The sequence below is a fragment of the Actinomadura viridis genome (assembly GCF_015751755.1).
Classification (GTDB): domain Bacteria; phylum Actinomycetota; class Actinomycetes; order Streptosporangiales; family Streptosporangiaceae; genus Spirillospora; species Spirillospora viridis.
On the sequence record NZ_JADOUA010000001.1, the window covers coordinates 2,667,756 to 2,690,750 of the forward strand.

A 22,995-nucleotide genomic window follows, 5' to 3' on the forward strand; every position below is an offset into this window, starting at 1 on the left:
TGGGAGGCGGTCATGGCGGGCCGGATCCGGGGGGCTTCCCGACGCGATGGTGCCGGGCGGGTGGGCAGCGTTGTGCGGGTGAACGATGATCAGTGTCTCGGGGGATCGTGTCGGATTGGTGGAGGGTGAGATGCCATTGGCCGCGATCGGGGACACCTGGGGCATTCCAGGTCCGCTCTTCCTCTTCGGGCTCTTCATTCCCGCGGCGGTGGTGCTGCTCGCCGGCGTCCTGCTGATACGCAGGCTGCTGTCGCCGGGGCGGGATCCCCAGGGCGACCTCCACCCGTACAAGATCGCCTTGCTGGACGGCGGCGCCGGAAGGGTGATCGCCACCGCGGTGGCCGCGCTGCGGGCGGACGGGGCGGTCGAGGCGCAAGGGGGCGGCCTGCGCGTCACCGTCACCGACACCGACCGGACGGCGCGCACACCGCTGGACGAGGCCGTTCACGGCGCCCTGGCCGAACGGAAGTCGGTGCCGCCCAAGGAACTGCCCGGCCTGCCCCAGGTCCGGCAGGCGATCGACGATCTGGAGCGGGCCCTCGTCCGCGACGGCCTGATGCTGTCGGCGGGGCGGCACCGCGCCCGCCGGCTCGCCGTGCTGCCGCTCGTCCTGCTGGAGCTGGTCGGGATCGCCCGCCTGATCGCGGGCCTCGGCTCCGGGCAACCGGTGCTCTTCCTGGTGATCGCCCTGATCGTGCTCGGCCTGGTCAACATCACCCTCCTGGTGGACGCGGAGCGGTGCACGGCCGCGGGCAAGCGGGTGGTGGCCGACGCCTCCAGGCGGTACCGGCACCTGAACCCCTCGCAGTCCCCGGCGTGGGCGACCTACGGCGCGCCCGGCATGGTCTTCGGCGTGGCCCTGTTCGGGACTGCCGCGCTGGTGAGCATGGACCCGGCGTTCGCCGAGGAGAGCCAGATCCACAGCCAGTTCGACGGTGGCGGCGGTGGTGGTGACGGTGGCGGCGGCTGCGGCGGTGGTGGCTGCGGCGGGTGCGGAGGCTGCGGAGGATGACCGGCTCCGCGAAGGGCCGCGGGGACACGAGGCGGACCGCGGACGACGGCGTGGGCGCTCCGGCGGGACCCGGCGGGGCGTTGTCCGTGGCCCCGGGAACGGCGCCGGCGCCGTCCGGCCTCCCGCCGCTGGGCGTCGGGCTCGGCTGGCGCCCGGAGATCGCGGGCTTCGTCGCCGAGCTCCCCGGCCTGCGCTTCACCGAGGTCATCGCCGAGTCGGTGCACCACGACCACCCCGCGCCCGACCTGCTCGCGCTCCGCGACCGCGGCGCGGCGGTCGTCCCGCACGGCGTCAGGCTCTCCCTCGGCGGCGCCGAGCCGGTGGCGGCGGAACGGGTGGCGCACCTGGCCGCCTGCGCCGAGCTCCTGCGCGCCCCGCTGGTCAGCGAGCACATCGCGTTCGTACGGGCGGGCGGGATCGAGGCGGGGCACCTGCTACCGGTCCCGCGCACCCGCGCCGCGCTGAGGGTGCTCACCGAGAACGTCCGCCGGACCCAGGCCGAGCTGCCGGTGCCGCTGGCCGTCGAGCCGATCGCGGCGCTGTTCGACTGGCCGGACGACGAGTACGAGGAGGGCGACTTCCTCACCGAACTGCTGGAACGCACCGGCGCCCTGCTCCTCCTGGACGTCGCCAACGTCTACGCCAACGCCCGCAACCGGGGCCGGGACCCCCTCGAACTGCTCGACCGGCTGCCGCTCGACCGGATCGCCTACTGCCACGTCGCCGGCGGCGTCCAGGAGGACGGCCTCTACCACGACACCCACACCGCCCCCGTCCCGCCGGAGGTCATCGACCTGATCGCCGAGCTGTCCTCCCGCCGCCGCCCGCCCGGGTTCCTCCTGGAACGGGACGGCCGCTACCCGCCCGCCGGCGAGCTGCGCGCCGAACTGGACGCCATCGCCGCCGCCTCCGGGCACCCGCCGATCACATGACCGGGCCGCGAGACCCCCGGCCGCCCGGCGGCGAGCCGATCGACGCCGGGCTGGCCGCCGCGCAGGAGGCGCTCGTCCGGGCGATGGCGGCGGGCGGGCCCCTTCCCGAGGGGTTCGACGCCGGCGCGGTCGGCGCCGCCGCCCGGAGCATCCTCTCCAAGCGGGCCGGGGACGTGGCGCGGGCCTGGCCCGAACTGGCCCGCTCGTACGGCACCGGCTGGACGCGGACGTTCGCCGGGTGGGCGGCGGGGCGGCCCACCCGCGGATCGATCCGCGACGCCTGGGACTTCGCCCGGGCGCACCGGGACGAACTCTCCCCGGGGGCGGTGCGGGAACTGGCCTTCACTGAGGCACGATGGTCCTATGACGGGCGGAGCGACCCGCGCCGCCGCAGGTTCGCCGTACGGCGCGTCCCGGGGGGCGTGCTCGTGCAGGTCCTGGGGCGGATCCGGGTGTTCGGGCCGGCCGCCTCCGGGTGACCCCGCGGGCGGCCCCGGCGGTGGCCCCGGCGGCGCCCGGCGGAGTTACCGCGCCCGGTGCCTGACGGGCTATGGTCTAGACCAATGGTGGGCACGCCGGGGTGCTGGGCGAATGCCCCGTACGGCCGTGTGCGGACCACTAGTCTTGGCTTCGTGAATCGAGGGAGGAGCCCGGTGTCTGGAGAGGGAGAGGGCATGCGCGTCGGAGTGCTGACCGGTGGAGGTGACTGCCCCGGTCTGAACGCGGTCATCCGCGCGGTGGTGCGGAAGGGCGTGCAGGTCTTCGGCTACGAGTTCGTGGGCTTCCGGGCGGGCTGGCGGGGTCCCCTGGAGGGCGACACGATGGCCCTCGACGTCGAGACGGTCCGGGGCATCCTGCCGCGCGGCGGCACCATCCTCGGTTCCTCCCGGACCAACCCGATCAAGGTCGAGGGCGGCATCGAGCGGATCAAGGACAACCTGGCCGGGCTCGGCGTGGACGCGCTGATCGCCATCGGCGGCGAGGACACCCTCGGCGTCGCGCGCGAGCTGTACGCCAACGGGGTCAACGTGGTCGGCGTGCCCAAGACCATCGACAACGACCTCAACGCCACCGACTACACCTTCGGCTTCGACACCGCCGTCGGCATCGCGATGGAGGCGATCGACCGGCTGCACACCACCGCCGAGAGCCACCACCGGGCGCTGATCTGCGAGGTCATGGGCCGGCACGCGGGCTGGATCGCGCTGCACGCCGGGATGGCGGCGGGCGCCAACGTGATCCTCATCCCCGAGCAGCCGTTCGACATCGACAAGGTCGTCGCGTACGTGGAGAGCCGGTTCAAGACCCGCTACGCGCCGATCATCGTGGTCTCCGAGGGCGCCCACCCGGTGGACGGGCAGATGCAGCTCCAGACCGGCGAGCGGGACGCCTTCGGCCACGTCCGGCTCGGCGGCATCGGCCAGCGGCTCGCCGACGAGATCGAGAAGCGCACCGGCAAGGAGGCCCGCGCCACGGTGCTGGGCCACATCCAGCGCGGCGGCACGCCGACCGCCTTCGACCGCGTGCTGGCCACCCGGTTCGGCCTGCAGGCCATCGACGCCGTGCGTGACGGCGACTACGGCAAGATGGTCGCCCTGCGCGGCACCGACATCATCCGGGTCGGCCTGGACGAGGCCACCAAGGAGCTGAAGACCGTCCCGATCGAGCGCTACGCCGAGGCCGAGGTCTTCTTCGGCTGATCCGCACCGGAGGTGGAGGGGCCGGCACGGCCCCTCCACGTTCCCGGTGCCGGCGGGACGCCGGGGCGCCGAGCGGCTTCCGTGACTTCCGTGACTTCCGCGGGAACAGGAATCCGAGTCGCAGCGTTCGCGGTCTGTGGGTCACACTAGAGACCCGCCCCCGAATCCCGGTCTCCCAGGAGGAAGCAGCATGCTCACGCTCGACACCGCGACGGACCCTGCCGGTCCGCGGACGCCCGTCGACGGCGAGCCGTGCGTACTGCTGAAGCTCGGCGAGGTCGTGCTCAAGGGCCGCAACCGCGAGCTGTTCGAGAAGCGGCTGGCCCGCAACGTGCAGTCCGCGGTCCGCCCGATCGCCCGGGTGGACGTGATCCGCCGGCACGGGGTGATGATCGTCCGGACCAAGGACGCCACGGTCGACACCGTGGACGCCCTGACCGAGCGGATCGGCGACGTGATGGGCATCGTCTGGGCGCACCGCGCCTGGCGGGTCGACAAGGACGCGGACAGCGTCGAGCGCGCCGCGCTGGAGCTGATGGCCGGCCGCTCCGGCACGTTCGCCGTGCGCGCCCGCCGCCGCGACAAGCGGTTCCCGATGACCTCCACCGAGCTGGAGCGCCGGGTCGGGTCGGCCATCGTCGCGAAGCACGGCCTGACCGTCCGGCTCAAGAACCCCGACCACACGCTGTCCATCGAGGTCGACCGCGACGAGGTGTTCGTCTTCAGCGGCGGGCTCGCCGGGCAGGGCGGGCTGCCGGTCGGGATGAGCGGCCGCGGCCTGGTCCTGATGTCGGGCGGCATCGACTCCCCGGTCGCCGCGTACCGGATGATGCGGCGCGGGCTGCACCTTGACTACCTGCACTTCTCCGGCATGCCGTTCACCGGCCCCGAATCGATCTACAAGGCGTACGCGCTGGTCCGCGAGCTGGACAAGTTCCAGGGCGGCTCGCGGCTGTTCGTGGTGCCGTTCGGCAAGGCCCAGCAGGCGATCAAGTCCTCCGGCGCCGACCGGCTGTCGGTCATCGCCCAGCGCCGCCTGATGCTGCGCACCGGCGAGGTGCTGGCCCGCCGGCTGGGCGGCGGCACTCTGATCACCGGGGACGCGCTGGGCCAGGTGAGCAGCCAGACGCTCACCAACCTGACCGCCCTGGACGACGCCGTGGAACTGCCCGTACTGCGTCCCCTGATCGGGATGGACAAGGTCGAGATCATGGACCAGGCGCGCCGGATCCGGACGCTGACGATCTCCGAGCTGCCCGACGAGGACTGCTGCACGCTGCTGGCCCCGCGCCGGGCCGAGACCCGCGCCAAGATCGACGACCTGCACCGGATCGAGAAGCGCCTGGACGTGGAGGAGCTGGCCGAGCAGCTGGCCGGCTCCGTCCAGGAGCACCGCCCGGTCTACGGCGACGCCTCCGCCTGAACGCGCCGCGCGCCCTCGTCCGGGCGCCGTGGGCCGGGACTTTGAGACAGCGACTAACGCGGGTCGGCGTCGGAGGGACGGGGCGGCTCCGGGCCTTCGGGGCCCATCAGGGTGAGCCGTTCCAGCCGGACGATCCGGAACCGCCGGCCCGCCACCTCGATCCCGTTGCGGCGGCCGGAGTCCGCCATCAGCCCGGCGGCCTCGGCGTACGCGGCCAGCTCGGTCTCGCCCGGCCGCTCCACCGCCGGGACGACGTGGCGGAAGTAGGTGGCGAGCGAGTCGCGCGCCTGCTGCGGCGTGTCGTGCAGCCGGCCCACCGGACGCCAGCGGCCTTCGGAACGTTCCGCCACGGTGAACGCCGGGGTGAGCTGCACCGGGGTCAGGAACGACTCCGACGGTTCGGTGCCCGTGCGGGCCGCGGCGTCCAGCAGCTGGCAGAGCAGCTCGGCGGTGGCCAGGTCGGGAGTGGCCTGCCCGTCCGGAAGCCGGTCGTAGGGGCGGCAGCGGGGCAGGCGGTGGTCGCGCGGATGCGGGTCGAGATCGGTGGGCCGCGGCGGCTCGGGCCCGTCCGGCCCGGTCCGCACCAGCTGCTCGATCCGGACGATGCGGAAGCGCCGGCCGGCGACCGTGAGATCGTCCACCGGCCGGGTCCGCAGCTCGCGGGCCGCGTCCAGCAGCGCCCGTGCCACGGGGGCGGCGGGGCCTGACCCGGGCCCGGCTCCGGCTCCCGGGCTCACGGCGGGGCCGGGTCTCACGGCGGGGCCGGGACCCGGGGTGCCGCCGAACGCGGCGGTGTCCTCCAGGTGGTCGGCCAGCAGCTCCCTGGCGCCCTGCGGAAGCGGGTCGCACGGGCACACGACCTGCCAGCCGCCCGCCACCCGCTCCGCCGCGGCGAAGAGCGGGCCGACCGCCACCAGCTCCGGGTAGGCCGCGATGGACCGGCACGCGTCCGCGAGCATCACCGCGGCGACCGGATCGACACCGTTCAGTTCCTCGGGGAAGAGCCGCCGGCGGGGTTCCCCGTCGCCCGTCGTCATGCCGGACATCATCCTCGTCACGGCCCGCTCTGCCCAGTGGTTCAGACCAATTTGTCGAAAACAGGCGCGCACGGGCCCGGCGGCTCCCCGCGGCCGCCGGGCCCGCCGCTCAGCGGCGCGCGGGCAGGACCAGCGCCAGCAGGCTCGCGGCCAGCAGCGCCAGCCCGCCCAGAGCGACGCCGCCCAGCCGCTCGCCGAGCAGCGCCACCCCGAGCACCGCGGCCACCGCGGGCTCGGCCAGCGTCAGCGTCGTCGCCGTGGTGGCGGGCGTCACGCGCAGCCCGCGCGCGAACAGGACGTAGCCGCCCGCCGTGGTCACCACCCCGAGATACAGGGCGATGGCCGCGCCGGACCCCTGGAGCAGCCACCCGGGGGAGCCCGCCAGCAGGACCGGCAGCAGCAGCACGCCCGCCATCCCGAACAGCGTCCCGACGACGGCCCGGTCCTGCCGGCCGCGGTCGATGAGGACGGAGGTGACCGTGGCGTACAGCGCGTAGGCCAGGCCCGACAGCAGGGCCAGGCCGATGCCGACCGGCTCGACGCCGGCGTCCGCACCGCCCAGGACCAGCGCGGTGCAGCCCACCACCGCGCCGCCGGTCGCCAGCGTCCACCGCCGGTCCAGCGGGGAGCGCCGGGCGATCAGCCCCAGCAGCCCGGCGAAGGCCGGGGCGCTGCCGATGGTGACGACGGTGCCGATCGCCACCCCGGTACGGGCCGCGGCGACGAAGAAGACGGTCTGGTACACGGTGATCGCCATGGCCCCGAGGACGACCAGCGGCCGGTCGCGGCGCGAGCGCAGCAGCCGGACCAGGCCGGGCCGGGCGGTGAGGGCGGCGAACGCCACCAGCACCAGGCCGCCCATGACGATGCGGACGGCGGCGACGGAGACGCTGGAGGCCTCCGGGACGAAGGTGCGGACGGTGCCGGTGGTGCCCCACAGGCAGGCGGCCACCAGGATGCCGGCGCCGCCGGTCAGCCAGCGGGACGAGCGGCGCGGCGCGGCGCCGGGCCGTGCGGCGGCAGGGTCGAGCTCGGGCTCTTTGGTACGTACGGACACGTGAGGAACGCTCCTGAATGCGAATCGGAAAGGATGATCCGGATTCGGGGCGCGTCAGTATCGGGCCGGGCGCGTCCGCGCCGGGCCCGCGGGAACTCAGAGAACGGTCGCCGCGCCCCTTCAGGCGCGGGGCGGCCCGCAGTTCGGTGTCCAGTACTCCATGATCGTGGACTCTACCCCAGGCCGGGCCGTGCCCGGCCACGACGGGCGCGCTCGGGGCCGGCAGGGCTTTGCGCGGGGCGGGGCGGGGCCGGGACGCGCCGCCGGGGCCGCGGCGGCCCCGGGCTCCGGCGGCGCGTCACCAGGACGCCTCACGTCCAGGACCGGCGTCCAGAACGGGCGGGGAGGGGAGAGGGGATCAGGCGGGGACGCCGTCGCCGGCGACGGCCAGCGTCCGTCCGACCAGCGGCGGCAGGTCGCGCACGAGCCGGGCCAGCTCGCGCAGGTCTCCGTCCACCAGGGCCTGCGGCCCGTCGCACAGGGCGGTCTCCGGGTGCGGGTGCACATCGATGATCACGCCGTCCGCGCCGACCGCGACCGCCGCCCGCGTCAGCGGCAGCACCAGGTCGCGGCTGCCGCCCGAGTGCGAGGGGTCCACGATGACCGGCAGGTGGGAGAGGCGCTGGGCGACCGGGACCGCGGAGATGTCCAGGGTGTTGCGGGTGGCCTTCTCGAACGTGCGGATGCCCCGTTCGCACAGCACGATGTCCAGGTTGCCGCGCTGGGCGATGTACTCGGCCGCCATCAGCCACTCCTCGATGGTGCCGCTCATGCCCCGCTTGAGCAGGACCGGGCGGCCCGCCTCGCCGGCGGCCTGGAGGAGCGCGAAGTTCTGCGCGTTGCGGGTGCCGATCTGGAGCATGTCGGCGTAGCCGGCGACCAGCTCCACGTCCTTGGCGTCCACGACCTCGGTGACGACCGGCATGCCGGTCTCCTCCCGGACGTCCGCCAGGATCCGCAGCCCGGCCTCACCGAGGCCCTGGAAGGCGTAGGGGGAGCTGCGCGGCTTGAACGCGCCGCCGCGCAGCAGGCTCGCGCCCGCGGCCTGCGCCATCTGCGCCGCCTGCAGGGTCTGCTCGGGGGTCTCCACCGCGCACGGCCCGGCGATCAGCGTCATGGTGCCGGGGCCGATCGGCACGCCGCCCACCCGCACCACCGAGCGCTCGGCGTGGTTCTCCCTGCTGACCAGCTTGTAGGGCACCGAGATCCGGATGACGTCGCTGACCCCGGCCATCCCCCGGAGGTTGAGGGTGCCGAACTGCTGGACGTCCCCGACCAGGCCGACGATGGTGCGCTCCACCCCGCGGCTGACGAACGCGTCGCCGCCCGCCGTCTCGACCAGTGAGACGACGGCTCTGATATCGGCTTCGGTCGCCTCCGGAGCCATGACGATGACCATGTGCTGTGCCTCTCCTCATCCCGCGGACCCCGTCCGGGCCCGTCAACACCCTGGAACGACGAAAGCCCCGGGCCGTGGTGGCCCGGGGCTCTCGTCATCAGGTCTGTCAGCGCAGCGTCTGGCAGACCAGCCGCCCGGGCTGGTCGAACCAAAAGAAATACTTGACGTTGCGCATGCCCGACAGCTTAACCCATGGCCTGTTCGCCGCGCCGCATCGGGGAGGCCACCGTGCCGTGGCGGAGGCGCCGCCGTGCCCCGCCGCGCGGTACCGCGCTGCCGTGCGGCCGGTTTCCGGGGGCCCGAATATGGCTCAGCTCACTACGGGTGGCAGTATGGCCCGCGTCATGTCCCCACCCGAAGAGCCCTCAGAAGATCAGCGGGCACTCCCGCCAGGACAGTACGTCCCGCGCGGCTGGCCGGTCCTCCACTATGGCCCGGTGCCCAAGTTCCGTCCCAAGGACTGGGATTTCCGGGTGTTCGGCGCGACGGCGTCGGGCGGCCAGCACGGCTGGTCCTGGGACGAGTTCGACGCCCTGCCCCGGACCCGCGCCGTCGCCGACTTCCACTGCGTCACCAAGTTCACGATCCCCGACAACGAGTGGGAGGGCGTCTCCGGCCCGGCCGTGGTCGAGCTGGCGCCGCCCCATCCGGACGTCACGCACGTGATGGTGTGGGCGGAGTACGGCTACAGCGCCAACATCAGGATGAGCGACTTCCTGGCCGAGGGGACCATGTTCGCCACCCATCGCAACGGCGAACGCCTGTCACCCGACCACGGTTTCCCGATCCGCCTCGTGGTGCCCCACCTGTACGCCTGGAAGAGCGTCAAGTGGGTCCGCGGCATCGAGTACATGGTGAAGGACCGGCGGGGCTTCTGGGAGGAACGCGGCTACCACAACGTCGCCGACCCCTGGCGCGAGCAGCGTTACTCCTACCAGGAGGACGCGGACGAGTCCCCGCCCCTCTGACCCCGGCCGGCCCGTACGGCATGGTCTCGCGGTTGTCCGCTCGCGAGCCGGACCAGGACGTTACCGTAAGTTGTCATGCCCATACCATCCGTACTGGACGTGGTGGCATCCACCGTCATCACGGCCGCCGCCGTCGCCGCCGCCACGCTGGGGCGGTGGGCGCGTACGCGGCGGCGGGGGTTCGGCGGCGTGGCCGACGAGGTCACCTTCGCGACGCTGCACACCATCTCGCGGGCCTCGCCCTCCCTGCGCGGCGGGCTGACCCGGGAGTCCGCGCGCCGGGCCGCGCGGGACCTGCGGTCGCTGCTGGGCGCCGAGGCGATCGCCGTGGTGGTCGCCGAGGACCCCGGGCCCGCGGCGCCCGTCCGGGCGGCCTCCGCCCCCGGCGCCCCCGGGCGGCTGCTGGTCTGGGAGGGCGCGGGCGGCGCCCGCCACTCCGGGGACGTGCTCGGGCACGTCCGGCAGGTCCTCGCGACGGGGCGGGCGCGGGTGATCTCCCCCGACCGGATGCGCTGCGGCGACCACCGGTGCCGGATCCGGGTCGCCGTGGTGGCCCCCCTGGCGGTCGAGGGCCGGGTGGAGGGCGCCTTCGCCGCGTACGTCTCCGCCGCCTCGGCCGCCCGGGTGCGCGCCGTGAGCGAGGTGGCCCGCTGGCTGTCCGGCCAGCTGGAGCTGGCCGAGCTCGACTCCTCGCGGGCGCTGCTGGCCGAGGCCGAGATGCGGGCGCTGCGGGCCCAGATCTCCCCCCACTTCGTCTACAACTCCCTCACCACCATCGCCTCGTTCGTCCGCACCGATCCCGAGCGGGCCCGCGAGCTGCTCCTGGACTTCGCCGACTTCGCCCGCTACTCCTTCCGCGACCCCCGCGACTTCACCACCCTGGCCGAGGAGCTGCGCTCGATCGACCGCTACCTGCTGCTGGAACGGGCGAGGTTCGGCGACCGGCTCCAGTTCAGCGTGGAGGTGGCGCCCGAGGTACTGCCGGTCACGGTGCCGTTCCTGTCCCTGCAGCCCCTGGTCGAGAACGCCATCCGGCACGGGATGGACGGCGTGCCGGGGCCCGTGCCGTTCCACGTCCGGATCGTGGCCCGCGACGCCGGCGCCGAGGCCGCGATCAGCGTCGAGGACGACGGCGCGGGCATGGACCCCGACCGGCTGCTGGAGATCCTGGCCGCGGGCGCCGGCCCCGCCCGGGCGCGCGCCGCGGCCGGACGGGACCGCTCGGGCGCGGGCATCGGCCTGGCCAACGTCGACGAGCGGATGCGCCAGCTGTACGGCGACGCGTTCGGCCTGACCGTCGAGACCGCCGTCGGGGCGGGCACCAAGGTCAATCTGCGCGTCCCCAAGAGCCGGGCGGGCCTCTTCCCCGCGTGAGGGACGGGCCGCCCGCGGCGGGCCGCGCCGTCATCCCGACTCACCTATCGAAACCGATTGCGGACGGACAGTAATCGCGGCATGGTCCTCCTATGCTGCGTGTCCTGGCCATCGACGACGAAGTGCCCGCACTGGAGGAACTGGCCTACCTCCTGCGGGCCGATCCGCGGATCGAACGCGTGCTGTGCGCGGGCGAGGCCGCCGGGGCGCTGCGCGACCTCAGCCGCATCCTGGTCGCGGGGGAACGGCTGGACGCGGTCTTCCTCGACATCCGGATGCCGGGCCTGGACGGCCTGGACTTCACCCGCCTCCTCACCGGGTTCGCCGCGCCCCCGCACGTGGTGTTCGTGACCGCCTACGACGACTGCGCGGTCACCGCGTACGAGCTGGGGGCCCTGGACTACCTGCTCAAGCCGGTCCGCCCGGAACGGCTGGCCGAGGCGGTGCGCCGGGTCGACGAGGCGGCCCGGCGCCGCGCCGCGGGCGGGGACGAGCCGCAGGACCGCGCCGAGGAGGACGAGATGGTCCCGGTGGAGCTGGCCGGGCGCACCCGGCTGGTCTCCCGGCGGTCGGTGACGCACGTGGAGGCGCACGGCGACTACGTCCGGCTGCACACCGAGGACGGCAGCTTCCTGGTCCGCATGCCGCTCGCCGTGCTGGCCCGCCGCTGGCAGTCGGCCGGCTTCATCCGGATCCACCGCAGCACCCTGGTGGCCTCGGCGCACATCAGCGAACTGCACTTCGACGGGGGCCGGGCCGCGGTCCAGGTCGGCGGGGAGCTGCTCCCGGTGAGCCGCCGCCACACCCGGGAGGTCCGCGACCTGCTCGTACGCCGGTTCCGCCAGGGTGATCCGGGGTCCGGGCAGGAGGGCACCTGATGGGCGCGGGCGCGCCCGGTGGCGGCGACACGGGCGGCACGCGCGGAGAACGCCCGGGACGGCCAGGCCGGCGGCGGGTGCCGGTCCGCAGCCCCCGCGCGCCCGGCGCCCGGCGCCGCGCCCGGCCCGCCGCCTCGGGCGGCGCCGTGGCGCGCGGCGGCCTCGGCGCCCCGGCCCGCGGCCCCGGCGAGGGCGCCGCGGGCGCCCGGCACGCGCGCGCCCTGATCCGGGCGCAGCTGCGCACCGCCCTGTCCACCTGCGGCATCGCGCTGGCCGTGATCGCCGGCCTGCCGCTGCTGCCGCTCGCGGTACCGGACCTGAGCCGGGTGCGTCCCTGGGGCGTCCCGCTGGCCTGGATGATCGTGGCCGCCGCCGCGCAGGCCGCCTGGATCGCGCTGGCGGCCCGGCACGTCCGGCGCAGCGAGCGGAACGAGCGGGAGCTCGCCGCGTTCGTGGACCTCCCGTGAGCCGGTCGTGAACGGCACGGTGACCGCCGCCGTGCTCGCCGTCCTGGTCGCGGCGCTCGGCGCGGCCCTGGTGCCCGGCTGCGGGCGCCGCCGCGACGGCCGCCCGGACTCGCCCCTCCTCAGCGCCTCCCGCGGGGTCACGCCCCTGTGGAACGCCTCGGCGATCGGCGGCGAGTACCTGTCGGCCGCCGCCTACCTGGGCCTGGCCGGCCTGCTGCTGGCCTACGGAGCCGACATCCTGTGGCTGCCGGTGGGGGCCACGGCCGGTTACGTCCTGCTGGTGGCGCTCGTCGCCGCCCCGCTGCGCCGCTCCGGCGCGTACACCGTCTCCGACTTCGCCGAATGGCGGCTGGGGTCGCGGGTGCTGCGGAGGCTCTCGTCCGCCTGCGTCTGCCTGATCGGGTGGTGCTGCCTGCTCCCGCAGTTCCGGGGCGCGGGGATCACGCTGCGGGTGCTGACCGGCGCGCCGATGTGGGCGGGGTGGGCGGTCGTGGTGGTCGTCGTGCTCGTGCTGGTGCTGACCGGCTGCGTGCGCAGCATGACCAACCTCCAGGCGGTGCAGTACTGGGTGAAGCTGGTGGCGCTGACCGTTCCCGCGCTGGCGCTGATCATGATCTGGCGGCTGGACGGCGGCGGCCCGGACGGGCCCGCGGGCGTGTCCGGTGACGGCCCGCCGCGGTTCGCCCGCGTCACCACCGTCCACGCCCAGACCGACCTGGTCCTGCGGATGCCGGACCGGCTGGATGCGGCGGTGCGCGGGCGCCTGGACGGCACCTGGCACCGCGGCGAGCGGGTCACCATCACCGCCGGGCGCCACACCGTGGAGCAGCGGACACGGATGACCTTCCCGGCGGGCGCGGCCGTCCCGCACCTGGACCCGCTGCCGGTCCAGGACGAGGTCACCTGGGCGACACCGCTGAGCTCCGATCGGCACCACCGGCTGTACGCCACGTACGCGCTGATCGTCTGCGCCGCGCTGGGCACCGTCGGGCTTCCGCACGTCCTGATGCGCTTCTACACCAACGCCTGCGGCGCCGCGGCCCGCCGTACCGCGGCGACGGTCCCGGTGCTGCTGGCGCTGTTCTACCTCTTCCCGGCCGTGTACGGGGCGCTGGGCCGCCTCTACGCACCCGAGCTCCTGATGACCGGCGACACCGACGCCGTCGTCCTGACGCTGCCCAGGCTGGTGCTGCCGGGCACCGGCGGGGCGTTGCTCACCGGCCTGGTGGTGGCCGGGGCGTTCGCCGCGTTCGCCTCCGCCTCCTGCGGGATCGTGGTGGCCACCGCGAGCACGCTCGCGCAGTGCCTGGCGCGCGGCCGGATCGCCGGGTTCCGGCTGGGCGCGCTCATCGTGCTGGCGGTGCCGCTGAGCCTGATGCCCGGCCCGCTCGGCGGCCTCAGCGCCGGCCGGCTGATCGCGCTGGGGCTGACGGTGTCGGCCTGCTCGCTGTGCCCGCTGCTGGTGCTCGGCCTGTGGTGGCGGGGGCTGACGGCGGCCGGTGCCGGGGCGGGGCTGGTGACGGGCGCGGGCTTGGCGCTGGCCGCGGGCGTGGCCGGGATCCTCGCAGGTCAGGTGGGGGGATGGTCGGAGGTGCTGCTGGCGCAGCCCGCCCCCGTCATCGTGCCCGTGACGTTCGCCGTGATGGCCGGGGTGTCGCTGCTGACCCGGCCGCGCGTCCCGCGCGACGCCGACCGCGTGATGGCCCGGCTGCACCTTCCGGAGGGGACGGCGGACCGGAGAGGACCTCGTGGACCGTTCCCCTGACCGCTCGTCGCGGCCGACGGCCCGCTGGCCGTTCGACTACTCTACGTATATCGCTGACTACTGACCGTTCGCCGAGTGTGGCGGGTTCCGGGCCCTGAACGGGGGTGGAGGCCCCTAATGTTCTCAGTGGCACCACGCACGGAGACCGCGCCGGAACGGGCGGTACGAGGCGCCGGTGCCTCCGGGGAATCCCCCGCATGGACACAACTGGAGATCCGGCGCGACTCAGTCGAACGCCGGATCAGGAGCCGCCGGATCCCGTACCGGGGGGGTGGGATCAGGCGGCGTAGGTTCGGGCGTCGCTGGACAGTCGGGGGGTTGTTCAGCGACGCCCGAACTCTTTTCGGAGGGGGCGACCCCTGGTGAGGGGGCGACCCCTCAGACTCCCCGGCGAGATCGGCTAAGCGTCGTCTTCCGTTCCGCTGGCGCTCCACTCCAGACGCCGCTTAGCGTCTTTCTGAGGGGGCGACCCCTCAGACTCCCCGGCGAGAGCGGCTAAGCGTCGTCTTCCGTTCCGCTGGCGCTCCACTCCAGACGCCGCTTAGCGTCTTTCTGAGGGGGCGACCCCTCAGACTCCCCGGCAAGAGCGGCTAAGCGTCGTCTTCCGTTCCGCTGGCGCTCCACTCCAGACGCCGCTTAGCGTCTTTCTGAGGGGGCGACCCCTCAGACTCCCCGGCAGGAAACGGCTAAGCGTCGTCTTCCGTTCCGCTGGCGCTCCACTCCAGACGCCGCTTAGCCATCCCTCAAGCGCTTGAGGGTCTCCACGTCCTTGCCGTGCGGCTCGGTGCTGCGGCCCGGGGTCTCGATGATGAACGGGACGCCCGCCGCGGCCGGGTGCCGGAAGAGCTCGGCGAACGGCTTCTCGCCGATCTGACCGGCGCCGATGTTCTCGTGCCGGTCCTTGGCCGAGCCGCAGATGTCCTTGGAGTCGTTGGCGTGGACGAGCTTGAGCCGTCCCGCGCCGACCGTCTCCACGAGCGCGTCCATGGTCTCGGCGACACCGCCGGGGGAGGACAGGTCGTGCCCGGCGGCGAACGCGTGGCAGGTGTCGAAGCACACCCCGAGCTTGGGGTGGTGCTCCAGCCGCTCGAAGAACGGGCCCAGCTCCTGCACCTTGGCGCACAGCATCCTGCCCTGCCCGGCCATCGGCTCCAGCAGCAGGTCGGGGCCGTCGTCGGGGATCTCCTCCAGGAGCGGCAGCACGGCCTCGCGCACCTGGGCGAGGGCGTCCTCGTACGACTGGCTGACCGCCGAGCCGGTGTGCACGACGACGCCGCGGGCGCCGATGGCGCGGCCCCGGGTCAGCGAGTGCCGGACGGAGGCGATCGACTTCTCCAGCGTCTCGGCGCTGGGGGAGCCGAAGTTGACCAGGTAGGGCGTGTGCACGTAGACGGGGATCGCGTCCTGCTCGCGCAGCTTGGCGTCCTCCTCGGGCCTGCCCTCCGGCAGCGCCCATCCGCGCGGGTTGGACACGAAGACCTGGACGGCCTCGGCCCCGATCTCGGCGGCGTACTTCAGCCCGCCCGTGGCCAGCCCGCCGGCCACCGGCACATGCCCCCCGACGGGGCTCTTCACAGAGGTCATAGCCCGCCCAGCTTAGTTCGTCGGCGGGGGCGCTCAGCCCCAGATGGTGACCTCGGAGTCGCGCGGCGCGCTGCCGCCGATCGGGTTCTGCCCGACCACGCGGTTGCCCACCTTGCTGCCGATCTTCACCTTGAAACCGGACGCCTTGAGCGCCTTGCGCGCCTGGTCGAACGGCTGCCCGATCACGGTCGGCACCGGGATCTGCTCGCCGTCGCCGCGGTCGCCGTCGTCGCAGAAGAATCCGCCGATCAGGCAGTTCCGCTCGTTCACCACGAGGGTGACGCGGGTGCCGCGGGAGACGCCGGTGCCGGCCCGGGGGTCCTGGGAGAGCACGGTGCCGGGGGGCTTGCCCTTCTCCCTGCGCCTCTCGACCTTCACGTCCAGGCCCATCGAACGGAGCCGGTTCTCGGCCTCCTGGCCGTTGCGGCCCAGCAGCGAGGGCATCGACATGCCGCTGCTGACCACGAGTCTCACCGGCTCGTCGGGGGACTGCTTCTCCCCTGCCGGGGGATCGGTCCGCATGACCAGGCCCTTGGCGACGGACTGGGAGGCGGCGGTGCTCACGCCGCCCGGAGTGAGCCCCTTGTCCTGCAGGATCTGCTTGGCCTCGGCGGCGGACTTGCCGCTCACGTCGGGCACCTCGCGGGGGACGCGCCCCTTGGACGGGGTCAGCGTGACGGTCGCGCCCTGGGTGATCCGGGCGCCGGGGCCGGGGTCGGAGGCCGCGACCTCGCCCTTGCGGACCCGGTCGCTGAAGACGGGCGCGGCCACCTGGACGTCCAGGCCGCCGCCCTCCAGCTTGTCCCGGGCGTCCGCGACGCGCATCCCGATGATCTGCTCCGGTACGTGGTCGTACTGCCCGGACGTCTGGTACCAGACGGCCCAGCCGAGGATCACCGCCGCCACGGCGCCGATCGCGATCAGCACGTAGCGGCCGGTGAGCGCGCCGACGGCCCGGTCGGCGCCGGAACGCGGGGGAGGCGCCGCCTGCGGGGGCAGCGTGCGGGCGTCCAGCATCCTGGTGCGGGAACCCTCCGCCGCCGCCATCGGCGGCCCGGAACGCATGACGGCCGTGTGACCGGGCTCGGCGGCGTGGTGCATGCGCTGGTCGAAGTCGCGTGGGAGACCGGCGTGCACCTCGGCCACCTCGGCCAGGAACGCGTTGGCGTCCTGCGGGCGGTGCGCGGGGTCCTTGGCCGTCGCCCGGGTGACCAGGGAGTCCAGCCGGTGCGGCAGCCCGGGCACCAGCGTGGAAGGCGGCGGCACGGTCTCGTTGACGTGCTTGTAGGCCACGGCCAGCGGGGTGTCGCCCTGGTGCGGCAGCCGGCCGGTGACCAGCTCGAACAGCATGGTGCCGGCGGCGTAGACGTCCGAGCGCACGTCGGCGGTGCCGGAGAGCACCTGCTCGGGCGCGAGGTAGCCGACCGTACCGATGATCATCCCGGTCTTGGTCATCCCGGACGCCGTCTCGGCCCGGGCCAGGCCGAAGTCGGCGACCTTGGCCCGGCCGTCCTCGGTGATCAGGACGTTCTCCGGCTTGACGTCGCGGTGCACCAGCCCGGCGCGGTGCGCGGCGCCCAGCGCCGCCAGCACCGGCTGCATGATCTCCAGTGCCGCCCGCGGGCCCAGCCGCCCCTGCTCCGACAGCAGGTCCCGCAGCGTCCGCCCGCGCACGTACTCCATCACCAGGTAGACGTGCTCGCCGTCGGAGCCCTGGTCGTAGACCGCGACGACGTTGGGGTTGGACAGCGCGGCGGCGGCCTTGGCCTCCCCGATGAACCGGCGCACGAACTGGTCGTCGGCCGCCAGCCCGGCGTGCATCACCTTGACCGCCACGGTGCGGTCGAGCCGGATGTCGCGGGCCACGTACACCGTGGCCATGCCGCCGCGGGCGATCCGGGACTCGATGCGGTAGCGCCCGTCGAGCACCCGCCCGACGAGCGGATCAGTGCCCGTAGTGTCCATCAGAGCGAGTGTAAGTGCCTTCCCGGGCGGTTCCCATCAGCCCGGAGTATGACCTCACCGGCCGATCTTCTGCGGTGGCGGCCGGGCCTCGCACACCGCCGTGCGTTATCGTACGGCCTTTTCTCCGGCGGGGGCGGGATCTGTCAGGAAAGGTCCGGCGTTGGTGGTTCCATCCGGGTTCGTGGCCGTGCCGGCGGGCGTGCCGGCGGGTGTGCCGGCGGGTGTGCCGACGGGCGTCCCGGGCGCGGCGGGGACGGCCGCGGCGCCCGCCGGACGCGCGGAACGGGGGGCGCGGCGGGAGACCGCGACGCCGGCGAGGCAGAGCAGGCCGCCCGCGAGCGTCAGCCATCCGGGCACCTCGCTGAGCGCCGCCCAGGACATGACCACCACCAGGGCCGGAGCGGCGTAGGTCGTGGCGCCCATCTTGCCGGCGGAGGTGCGGGCCAGCGCGTACGCCCAGGTGGTGAAGGCCAGCGCGGTCGGGAAGATCCCGAGGTAGGCCATGTTCAGCGTCGCGGTGGCCGAGGCGGTGGGCACCTCCGCCGCCAGCCGCCCGGCGAACGGGAGGCAGGCCAGCGCACCGATCGCGCAGCCGAACGTGGTGACCTGGAGCGCCGAGGCGTGGCGCAGGGCGGGCTTCTGGGCGATCACGCCCGCCGCGTACAACACGGCCGCCAGCAGGCACAGCAGCACCCCGAACACCGGGGAGCGCCCCTCGCCCGACATCGACAGCCCGACCACGGCGGCCCCGCCGAACGACACGGCCATCCCCGCCAGCAACTGCTTCGGGAACCCCTCCTTGAGGAGCCAGCCCCCCAGCAGCGCGATGAGCAGCGGGCCGATGTTGACCACCAGCGCGGCGGTGCCGGCGTCGACCAACTGCTCGCCCCAGTTCAGCGCGACCATGTAGAGGCCGAACCAGAGCACACCGGAGACGGCGATCCCCGGCCAGGCGGCCTTGGGCGGCAGCCCTTCGCGGCGGATCAGGAGGAGGAGCCCGAGCGTGACCGTGCCGAACAGCAGCCGTCCCAGCGCCAGCGCGCCGGGGCTGTATTCCGCGCCGGCGCTGCGGATGGACACGAAGGCCGAGGCCCACAACACCACCGTGACGGCCGCCGCGGCCAAGGCGAGCCGTTCGGCGCGCCGTCCCGCCGGTTCGATCTGTTCCATGCGCTGCACCTTAGATTCGGGATACTTCGACCAACACCGAACGAACGCGTGCGGTTGCACAGGGGCCATCCGCACGCGACGCCCAGTCTGGTCGGGGCCGAATGTTCAGGTCCAGCGAAATCCTCTACAGCGATCGCTTTAGGAACGCTTCACGATGTGAGGGTGGCGCCCGTGCCGATGCCCTCCCAGGGAGAGGACGCCTGGGCGTAGCGGCGCATCGGGATGCGCCCCGCGCCGCGGGCGAGCCGCCCGGCCTCGACCGCGTGGCGCATGGCGGCGGCCATCCGGGCGGGCGACTGCGCCCGGGTGACGGCGGTCGCCAGCAGCACCGCGTCGCACCCCAGCTCCATCGCCCGGGCCGCGTCGCTCGCCGTACCGAGCCCCGCGTCGAGGATGACCGGGACGCCGGCCCGTTCCACGATCAGCTCGATGTTGTGCGGGTTGCGGATGCCCAGGCCCGAGCCGATGGGGGAGCCCAGCGGCATCACGGCCGCGCATCCCGCCTGCTCCAGGCGGCGGGCCAGCACCGGGTCGTCGTTGGTGTACGGGAGCACGACGAAGCCGTCCTCCACCAGCTGCTCGGCGGCGTCGACCAGTTCGATGGGGTCCGGCAGGAGGGTGTGCTCGTCGGCGATGACCTCCAGCTTCACCCAGTCGGTCCCCAGCGCCTCGCGGGCCAGCTTGGCGGTGAGCACCGCCTCGCCCGCGGTGAAGCACCCGGCGGTGTTGGGCAGCACCCTGATGCCGCACTCGCTCAGCACGTCCAGCACCGAGCCGCGGGCCGAGGGGTCCACCCGGCGCATAGCGACGGTGGTGAGCGCGGTGCCCGAGGCGACGAGCGCCTCGCGCAGCACGCTCATGCTCGGAGCACCGCCGGTCCCCATGATCAGCCGGGAGCCGATCTCCTCGCCCGCGATGACCAACGCGTCGCCGTCCACGGTCAACCTCCCTGTACTGCGGTCAGGACCTCGAGCCGGTCCGCCTCTTTCAGCGTCGTGGCGGCCCACTCCGACCGCCGTACCACCTCGTCGTTGAGCGCCGCGGCCACGCCGCCCGGCACCGCGCCGGGCCCCGCGGGGCCGGGCCCCGCGAGGCCGGCGGGCCCGGTGACGCCGCCGACGGCGTCGGCGACGCTGGCCCCCTCCGGTAGCTCGTGCGGGCGGCCGTTGATGATGACCTTCACGCCGTCGCCTCCAGACGGTCGGGGGTGAAAGGACGGCCGATCTCGGGCATCGTGCCGTCCAGCAGTACCTCGGTGAGGATGTCGGCGCTGACCGGGGCCAGCAGGACGCCGTTGCGGAAGTGGCCGGTGCCCAGGACGAGGCCGGGCAGCGCGGACGGGCCCATCACCGGCGCGTTGTCGGGGGAGCCGGGCCGCAGCCCCGCCGACACCTCGGCGAACTCCAGCTCGGTGATGCCCGGGAGCAGCTCGCGGGCGTCGCGCAGCAGCTCCCACACGCCGCCGGCGGTCACCCGGGTGTCGAAGCCCATCTCCTCCTGGGTGGCGCCGACGACCACCTCACCGTCCGCGCGCGGGACGAGGTAGACCGAGGAGCCCCGCACGAGGCCGCGGGTGCAGCGCCGCAGGAAGGGGACCCGGGTGCGGAGCCGGATGACCTGGCCCTTCACCGGGCGGACCGGCGGCACGATCCCGGGCGGCAGCCCGCCCAGATCGCCCGACCAGGGCCCGGCCGCCAGCAGCACCCGGCCGGCCCGGATCTCCGTGCCGCCCTCCAGGCGCACCCCCGCGGCGGCGCCGTTCTCGACGATCACCTCGGCGGCGCGCTCCCGGACGAGCCGCGCGCCGTGGCGTTCGGCGGCGGCCAGCAGCGCCGGGGCGAGCCGCCGCGGGTCGACCGACCCGTCCTCGGGGGCGAGCAGGCCGCCGCGCACCCCGGGCGCCAGCATCGGCTCGAGCCGGCGGCACTCCCGCCCGGTGAGGGTCTCGGTGGGGACGCCCAGCGACTCCTGGAAGCGCCGCAGGTCGTCGAGGAACGCCAGGTCGTCGGGCCCGAAGGCGACCTCCAGGATCCCGTCGTCGCGGTAGCCGGCCGGCAGCCCGCTCTCCTCCTCCAGCTCGGCGACGAACGCGCCGTACCGGTCGCGGGAGGCCAGCCCGAGGCGCAGCAGCGGCTCCTCGCCGTAGGTCAGCTCGCTGACCGGGGTGAGCATGCCCGCCGCGACGGCCGAGGCGCCGCTCGCGGGGGCCGGGTCGATCAGGGTGACGGCCGCGCCGCGGGCGGCGGCGCGCCAGGCGGTGGCGAGGCCGATGACCCCGGCACCGACGATCGCGATGTCCATCTCGCTCCCTTCGCCGGCATGATCCGGATCAGGTTCTGGCGGTCGGCGGCCCGTTCAGCCGCCCTCTCAGCCCGGTCGAACCGGACTCCCGCGCATCTTCGACGCAATTATGGGCCCCAGCCTACGTGCATCCCGCACCGGAGTGGAGGCGGGCGCCGGACGGGGAGACCTGCCCGGAAGCGCCGGAACCGCGGCGGCTAGGGTCGGTCCCCATGGAGAGCGTGATCGTCGTTGGTGGCGGGCTCGCCGGTGTACGCGCCGTCGAGGCCCTGCGGAACCAGGGATTCGAGGGCGAGGTGACGCTGGTCTCCGCCGAACGGCACCGGCCCTACGACCGCCCGCCCCTGTCCAAGGCCGTGCTGGCGGGTGACAGGGACGACACCACGGTCGAGGCCGACTGGGAGGCGCTGCGCGTCCGGCTCCTGCTCGGCGAGCGCGCCACCGGCCTGCGGCCCGCGCCCGGCGGCGGCGGGACGCTCGCCACGACGGCCGGCGACCTGGACTTCGACGGGCTCCTCATCGCCACCGGTGCGACCCCGATCACGCTGCCCGGAGACGGGCCCCAGCACGTCCTGCGCACCATCGGCGACGCGCTGGCGCTGCGCGAGCGGCTGACCGCGGGCGCCCGCGTCGTCATCGTCGGCGCGGGCTGGATCGGCGCCGAGGTCGCCACCGCCGCCGCCGCGAAGGGATGCGAGGTCACGGTCGTGGAGGCCGCGGACACGCCGCTGGCCAACGCCGTCGGCCCCGAGGTCGGCGCGCTGACCGCCCCCTGGTACGCCGCGGCGGGCGTGACCCTGCGCACCGGGGTCAAGGTCGCCGCGGTCGAGCCGGGCGGGCTGCTCCTGGCCGGCGGGGACCGGATCGAGGCCGACGAGGTCGTCACCGGCGTGGGCGTGCGGCCGTGCGTGGGCTGGCTGGAGGGCTCCGGCCTGCTCGTCGAGCGCGGGATCGTCACCGACGCCTCATTGCGCGTCACCACCGAGGACGCGGCGCGCGGCGGGCCGGGCACGGTCCGGCCGGACATCGTGGCGGCCGGCGACTGCGCCGCCTGGTGGTCGGGGCGGTACGGGCGCCGCCTGCTCGTCGAGCACTGGGACACCGCGCTCAACGCCCCCGACGTCGCCGTGGCGACCCTGCTCGGCCGGGAGGCGGTGTACGACGCCGTCCCCTACTTCTGGTCGGAGCAGTTCGGCCGCATGGTGCAGTACGCGGGCCACCACCCGGCCGCCGACCGCCTCCTCCGCCGCGGCGATCCCGCCGGGGACAGGTGGACCGTGTGCTGGCTGGCCGGCGACCGCCTGGAGGCCGTCCTGACGGTGGGCCGTCCACGCGATCTGGTGCAGGGCAGGCGGGCCATCGCCGCGGGCGCGCGGGTGGACCCCGAGGCGCTCGCCGACCCCGCCGTCGCCGTCCGCGACGCGGTGAGATCATGAGGGTTTATCCGGAGCTGGGGCGTGGTAGTCAGTGGGCGTGACGCAACTGCACGCAACCGTAGAAAGCGCTCTCGACCCCCACACCGACGCCCTCGCCGGAGAGTGGCTCTCCCTCCAGCAGGTGACGGAGCGTCTCGGCATCAAGCCCGGCCGGACCAAGCAGCTGCTGGCCGAGCGCAGGCTGCTGGCGATCCGCCGCGACGGCCGGCCGATGGTGCCCGCCGCCTTCATCAAGGACGGTCAGGTCATCAAGGGGCTGTCCGGCACGCTGACACTGCTGTCGGACGCGGGATTCGACGACGTGGAGACCCTGCGGTGGCTGTTCACCGCCGACGACACCCTCCCGGGGACCCCCGTCCAGGCGCTCAGCGAGAACCGGGGGACCGAGGTACGCCGGCGCGCCCAGGCGCTGGCGTTCTGACCCCGGGCCGCGTCCGGCCGGGCCGGGCGCACCGGACCTCACCCACAGCGGGAGACTGAGAGAAGACGCACGTGACGGGATCGCGGGGTCATGCGCGGCGGGCCGA

At 74.4% G+C, this 22,995-nt stretch carries 21 protein-coding genes and 1 riboswitch; of the genes, 12 read left to right on the plus strand and 9 right to left on the minus strand.

Annotated features, from left to right (window positions below):
- Nucleotides 1–130 precede the first annotated feature (130 nt).
- The 5 genes from IW256_RS11930 (at nucleotide 131) to thiI (ending at nucleotide 5,067) form a co-directional block, all read left to right on the plus strand.
- Nucleotides 131–1,012 (plus strand): TIGR04222 domain-containing membrane protein, encoded by an 882-nt coding sequence (locus IW256_RS11930; RefSeq protein ID WP_197011016.1) that lies wholly within the window; start codon nucleotides 131–133, stop codon nucleotides 1,010–1,012.
- Nucleotides 1,009–1,944: an MbnB/TglH/ChrH family RiPP precursor modification enzyme gene (locus IW256_RS11935; protein WP_197011017.1), complete on the plus strand. Its 936-nt coding sequence runs from the start codon at nucleotides 1,009–1,011 to the stop codon at nucleotides 1,942–1,944. Before IW256_RS11930 ends, IW256_RS11935 begins: the two co-directional genes overlap by 4 nt.
- Nucleotides 1,941–2,423 (plus strand): SCO6045 C-terminal-like domain-containing protein, encoded by a 483-nt coding sequence (locus IW256_RS11940; RefSeq protein WP_197011018.1) that lies wholly within the window; start codon nucleotides 1,941–1,943, stop codon nucleotides 2,421–2,423. The genes IW256_RS11935 and IW256_RS11940 overlap by 4 nt, the downstream gene beginning before the upstream one ends.
- Before the next feature lie 195 nt (nucleotides 2,424–2,618).
- Complete coding sequence (locus IW256_RS11945) at nucleotides 2,619–3,644, plus strand: 6-phosphofructokinase (protein WP_197011019.1); 1,026 nt, start codon at nucleotides 2,619–2,621, stop codon at nucleotides 3,642–3,644.
- A gap of 190 nt (nucleotides 3,645–3,834) precedes the next feature.
- On the plus strand, nucleotides 3,835–5,067 hold the full coding sequence (gene thiI / locus IW256_RS11950) for a tRNA uracil 4-sulfurtransferase ThiI (protein WP_197011020.1): 1,233 nt from the start codon (nucleotides 3,835–3,837) through the stop codon (nucleotides 5,065–5,067).
- Nucleotides 5,068–5,120: 53 nt separating this feature from the next.
- On the opposite strand, the gene IW256_RS11955 is transcribed toward thiI, so the two are convergent.
- The 3 genes from IW256_RS11955 to aroF form a co-directional block, all read right to left on the minus strand.
- Nucleotides 5,121–6,104: a DUF5954 family protein gene (locus IW256_RS11955; RefSeq protein WP_197011021.1), complete on the minus strand. Its 984-nt coding sequence runs from the start codon at nucleotides 6,102–6,104 to the stop codon at nucleotides 5,121–5,123.
- A 109-nt stretch (nucleotides 6,105–6,213) separates the two neighbouring features.
- Nucleotides 6,214–7,161, minus strand: a complete 948-nt coding sequence (locus IW256_RS11960; protein ID WP_197011022.1) for an EamA family transporter — start codon at nucleotides 7,159–7,161, stop codon at nucleotides 6,214–6,216.
- A gap of 358 nt (nucleotides 7,162–7,519) precedes the next feature.
- Nucleotides 7,520–8,560, minus strand: coding sequence for a 3-deoxy-7-phosphoheptulonate synthase (gene aroF, locus IW256_RS11965; RefSeq protein ID WP_197011023.1), 1,041 nt, complete (start codon nucleotides 8,558–8,560; stop codon nucleotides 7,520–7,522).
- 344 nt (nucleotides 8,561–8,904) lie between these two features.
- Between aroF and IW256_RS11970 the strand changes: the two genes are divergently transcribed.
- From IW256_RS11970 to IW256_RS42170, 5 genes are all read left to right on the plus strand, one after another.
- A complete protein-coding gene (locus tag IW256_RS11970; RefSeq protein ID WP_420535402.1) occupies nucleotides 8,905–9,528 on the plus strand; it encodes a sulfite oxidase-like oxidoreductase in 624 nt (207 codons plus the stop codon).
- 75 nt (nucleotides 9,529–9,603) lie between these two features.
- Nucleotides 9,604–10,902, plus strand: coding sequence for a sensor histidine kinase (locus tag IW256_RS11975; protein ID WP_197011025.1), 1,299 nt, complete (start codon nucleotides 9,604–9,606; stop codon nucleotides 10,900–10,902).
- A 92-nt stretch (nucleotides 10,903–10,994) separates the two neighbouring features.
- Nucleotides 10,995–11,780: a LytR/AlgR family response regulator transcription factor gene (locus tag IW256_RS11980; protein ID WP_197011026.1), complete on the plus strand. Its 786-nt coding sequence runs from the start codon at nucleotides 10,995–10,997 to the stop codon at nucleotides 11,778–11,780.
- A complete protein-coding gene (locus IW256_RS11985) occupies nucleotides 11,780–12,247 on the plus strand; it encodes a hypothetical protein (RefSeq protein WP_197011027.1) in 468 nt (155 codons plus the stop codon). Before IW256_RS11980 ends, IW256_RS11985 begins: the two co-directional genes overlap by 1 nt.
- Before the next feature lie 7 nt (nucleotides 12,248–12,254).
- Nucleotides 12,255–14,012 (plus strand): sodium:solute symporter family transporter, encoded by a 1,758-nt coding sequence (locus IW256_RS42170; protein WP_197011028.1) that lies wholly within the window; start codon nucleotides 12,255–12,257, stop codon nucleotides 14,010–14,012.
- Between the two features lie 732 nt (nucleotides 14,013–14,744).
- Here the strand turns inward: IW256_RS42170 and IW256_RS11995 are convergent.
- The 6 genes from IW256_RS11995 to thiO form a co-directional block, all read right to left on the minus strand.
- Nucleotides 14,745–15,596 carry a deoxyribonuclease IV gene (locus IW256_RS11995; RefSeq protein WP_197011029.1) on the minus strand — a complete coding sequence of 284 codons (852 nt, stop codon included), beginning with the start codon at nucleotides 15,594–15,596 and terminating at the stop codon, nucleotides 14,745–14,747.
- Between the two features lie 33 nt (nucleotides 15,597–15,629).
- Complete coding sequence (gene pknB / locus IW256_RS12000) at nucleotides 15,630–17,561, minus strand: Stk1 family PASTA domain-containing Ser/Thr kinase (RefSeq protein ID WP_197011030.1); 1,932 nt, start codon at nucleotides 17,559–17,561, stop codon at nucleotides 15,630–15,632.
- A gap of 105 nt (nucleotides 17,562–17,666) precedes the next feature.
- The gene (locus tag IW256_RS12005) at nucleotides 17,667–18,731 is read right to left on the minus strand and encodes a DMT family transporter (RefSeq protein ID WP_197011031.1); all 1,065 of its coding nucleotides are present in this window, start codon (nucleotides 18,729–18,731) and stop codon (nucleotides 17,667–17,669) included.
- Between the two features lie 149 nt (nucleotides 18,732–18,880).
- Nucleotides 18,881–19,669: a thiazole synthase gene (locus IW256_RS12010; RefSeq protein WP_197011032.1), complete on the minus strand. Its 789-nt coding sequence runs from the start codon at nucleotides 19,667–19,669 to the stop codon at nucleotides 18,881–18,883.
- Nucleotides 19,670–19,671: 2 nt separating this feature from the next.
- Nucleotides 19,672–19,914, minus strand: a complete 243-nt coding sequence (thiS, locus tag IW256_RS12015; RefSeq protein ID WP_197011033.1) for a sulfur carrier protein ThiS — start codon at nucleotides 19,912–19,914, stop codon at nucleotides 19,672–19,674.
- Nucleotides 19,911–21,032 carry a glycine oxidase ThiO gene (gene thiO, locus IW256_RS12020; protein ID WP_197011034.1) on the minus strand — a complete coding sequence of 374 codons (1,122 nt, stop codon included), beginning with the start codon at nucleotides 21,030–21,032 and terminating at the stop codon, nucleotides 19,911–19,913. The genes thiS and thiO overlap by 4 nt, the downstream gene beginning before the upstream one ends.
- Nucleotides 21,021–21,134, minus strand: a riboswitch (TPP riboswitch). It overlaps the preceding gene by 12 nt.
- Before the next feature lie 110 nt (nucleotides 21,135–21,244).
- Here thiO and IW256_RS12025 point away from each other — a divergent pair.
- Together IW256_RS12025 and IW256_RS12030 are read left to right on the plus strand one after the other, a co-directional pair.
- Nucleotides 21,245–22,468, plus strand: a complete 1,224-nt coding sequence (locus IW256_RS12025) for an NAD(P)/FAD-dependent oxidoreductase (protein ID WP_197011035.1) — start codon at nucleotides 21,245–21,247, stop codon at nucleotides 22,466–22,468.
- Nucleotides 22,469–22,505: 37 nt separating this feature from the next.
- Nucleotides 22,506–22,889, plus strand: a complete 384-nt coding sequence (locus IW256_RS12030) for an Rv2175c family DNA-binding protein (RefSeq protein WP_197011036.1) — start codon at nucleotides 22,506–22,508, stop codon at nucleotides 22,887–22,889.
- Nucleotides 22,890–22,995: the final 106 nt, after the last annotated feature.

What these genes read in the sequence shown, in the direction of transcription:
- IW256_RS11930 (WP_197011016.1), top strand. Translation starts at nt 131, where the DNA reads ATGCCATTGGCCGCGATCGGGGACACCTGGGGCATTCCAGGTCCGCTC.
- IW256_RS11935 (WP_197011017.1), top strand. Translation starts at nt 1,009, where the DNA reads ATGACCGGCTCCGCGAAGGGCCGCGGGGACACGAGGCGGACCGCGGAC.
- IW256_RS11940 (WP_197011018.1), top strand. Translation starts at nt 1,941, where the DNA reads ATGACCGGGCCGCGAGACCCCCGGCCGCCCGGCGGCGAGCCGATCGAC.
- IW256_RS11945 (WP_197011019.1), top strand. Translation starts at nt 2,619, where the DNA reads ATGCGCGTCGGAGTGCTGACCGGTGGAGGTGACTGCCCCGGTCTGAAC.
- thiI (WP_197011020.1), top strand. Translation starts at nt 3,835, where the DNA reads ATGCTCACGCTCGACACCGCGACGGACCCTGCCGGTCCGCGGACGCCC.
- IW256_RS11955 (WP_197011021.1), bottom strand. Translation starts at nt 6,104, where the DNA reads ATGACGACGGGCGACGGGGAACCCCGCCGGCGGCTCTTCCCCGAGGAA.
- aroF (WP_197011023.1), bottom strand. Translation starts at nt 8,560, where the DNA reads ATGGTCATCGTCATGGCTCCGGAGGCGACCGAAGCCGATATCAGAGCC.
- IW256_RS11970 (WP_420535402.1), top strand. Translation starts at nt 8,905, where the DNA reads ATGTCCCCACCCGAAGAGCCCTCAGAAGATCAGCGGGCACTCCCGCCA.
- IW256_RS11975 (WP_197011025.1), top strand. Translation starts at nt 9,604, where the DNA reads ATGCCCATACCATCCGTACTGGACGTGGTGGCATCCACCGTCATCACG.
- IW256_RS11980 (WP_197011026.1), top strand. Translation starts at nt 10,995, where the DNA reads ATGCTGCGTGTCCTGGCCATCGACGACGAAGTGCCCGCACTGGAGGAA.
- IW256_RS11985 (WP_197011027.1), top strand. Translation starts at nt 11,780, where the DNA reads ATGGGCGCGGGCGCGCCCGGTGGCGGCGACACGGGCGGCACGCGCGGA.
- IW256_RS11995 (WP_197011029.1), bottom strand. Translation starts at nt 15,596, where the DNA reads ATGACCTCTGTGAAGAGCCCCGTCGGGGGGCATGTGCCGGTGGCCGGC.
- pknB (WP_197011030.1), bottom strand. Translation starts at nt 17,561, where the DNA reads ATGGACACTACGGGCACTGATCCGCTCGTCGGGCGGGTGCTCGACGGG.
- IW256_RS12005 (WP_197011031.1), bottom strand. Translation starts at nt 18,731, where the DNA reads ATGGAACAGATCGAACCGGCGGGACGGCGCGCCGAACGGCTCGCCTTG.
- thiO (WP_197011034.1), bottom strand. Translation starts at nt 21,032, where the DNA reads ATGGACATCGCGATCGTCGGTGCCGGGGTCATCGGCCTCGCCACCGCC.
- IW256_RS12025 (WP_197011035.1), top strand. Translation starts at nt 21,245, where the DNA reads ATGGAGAGCGTGATCGTCGTTGGTGGCGGGCTCGCCGGTGTACGCGCC.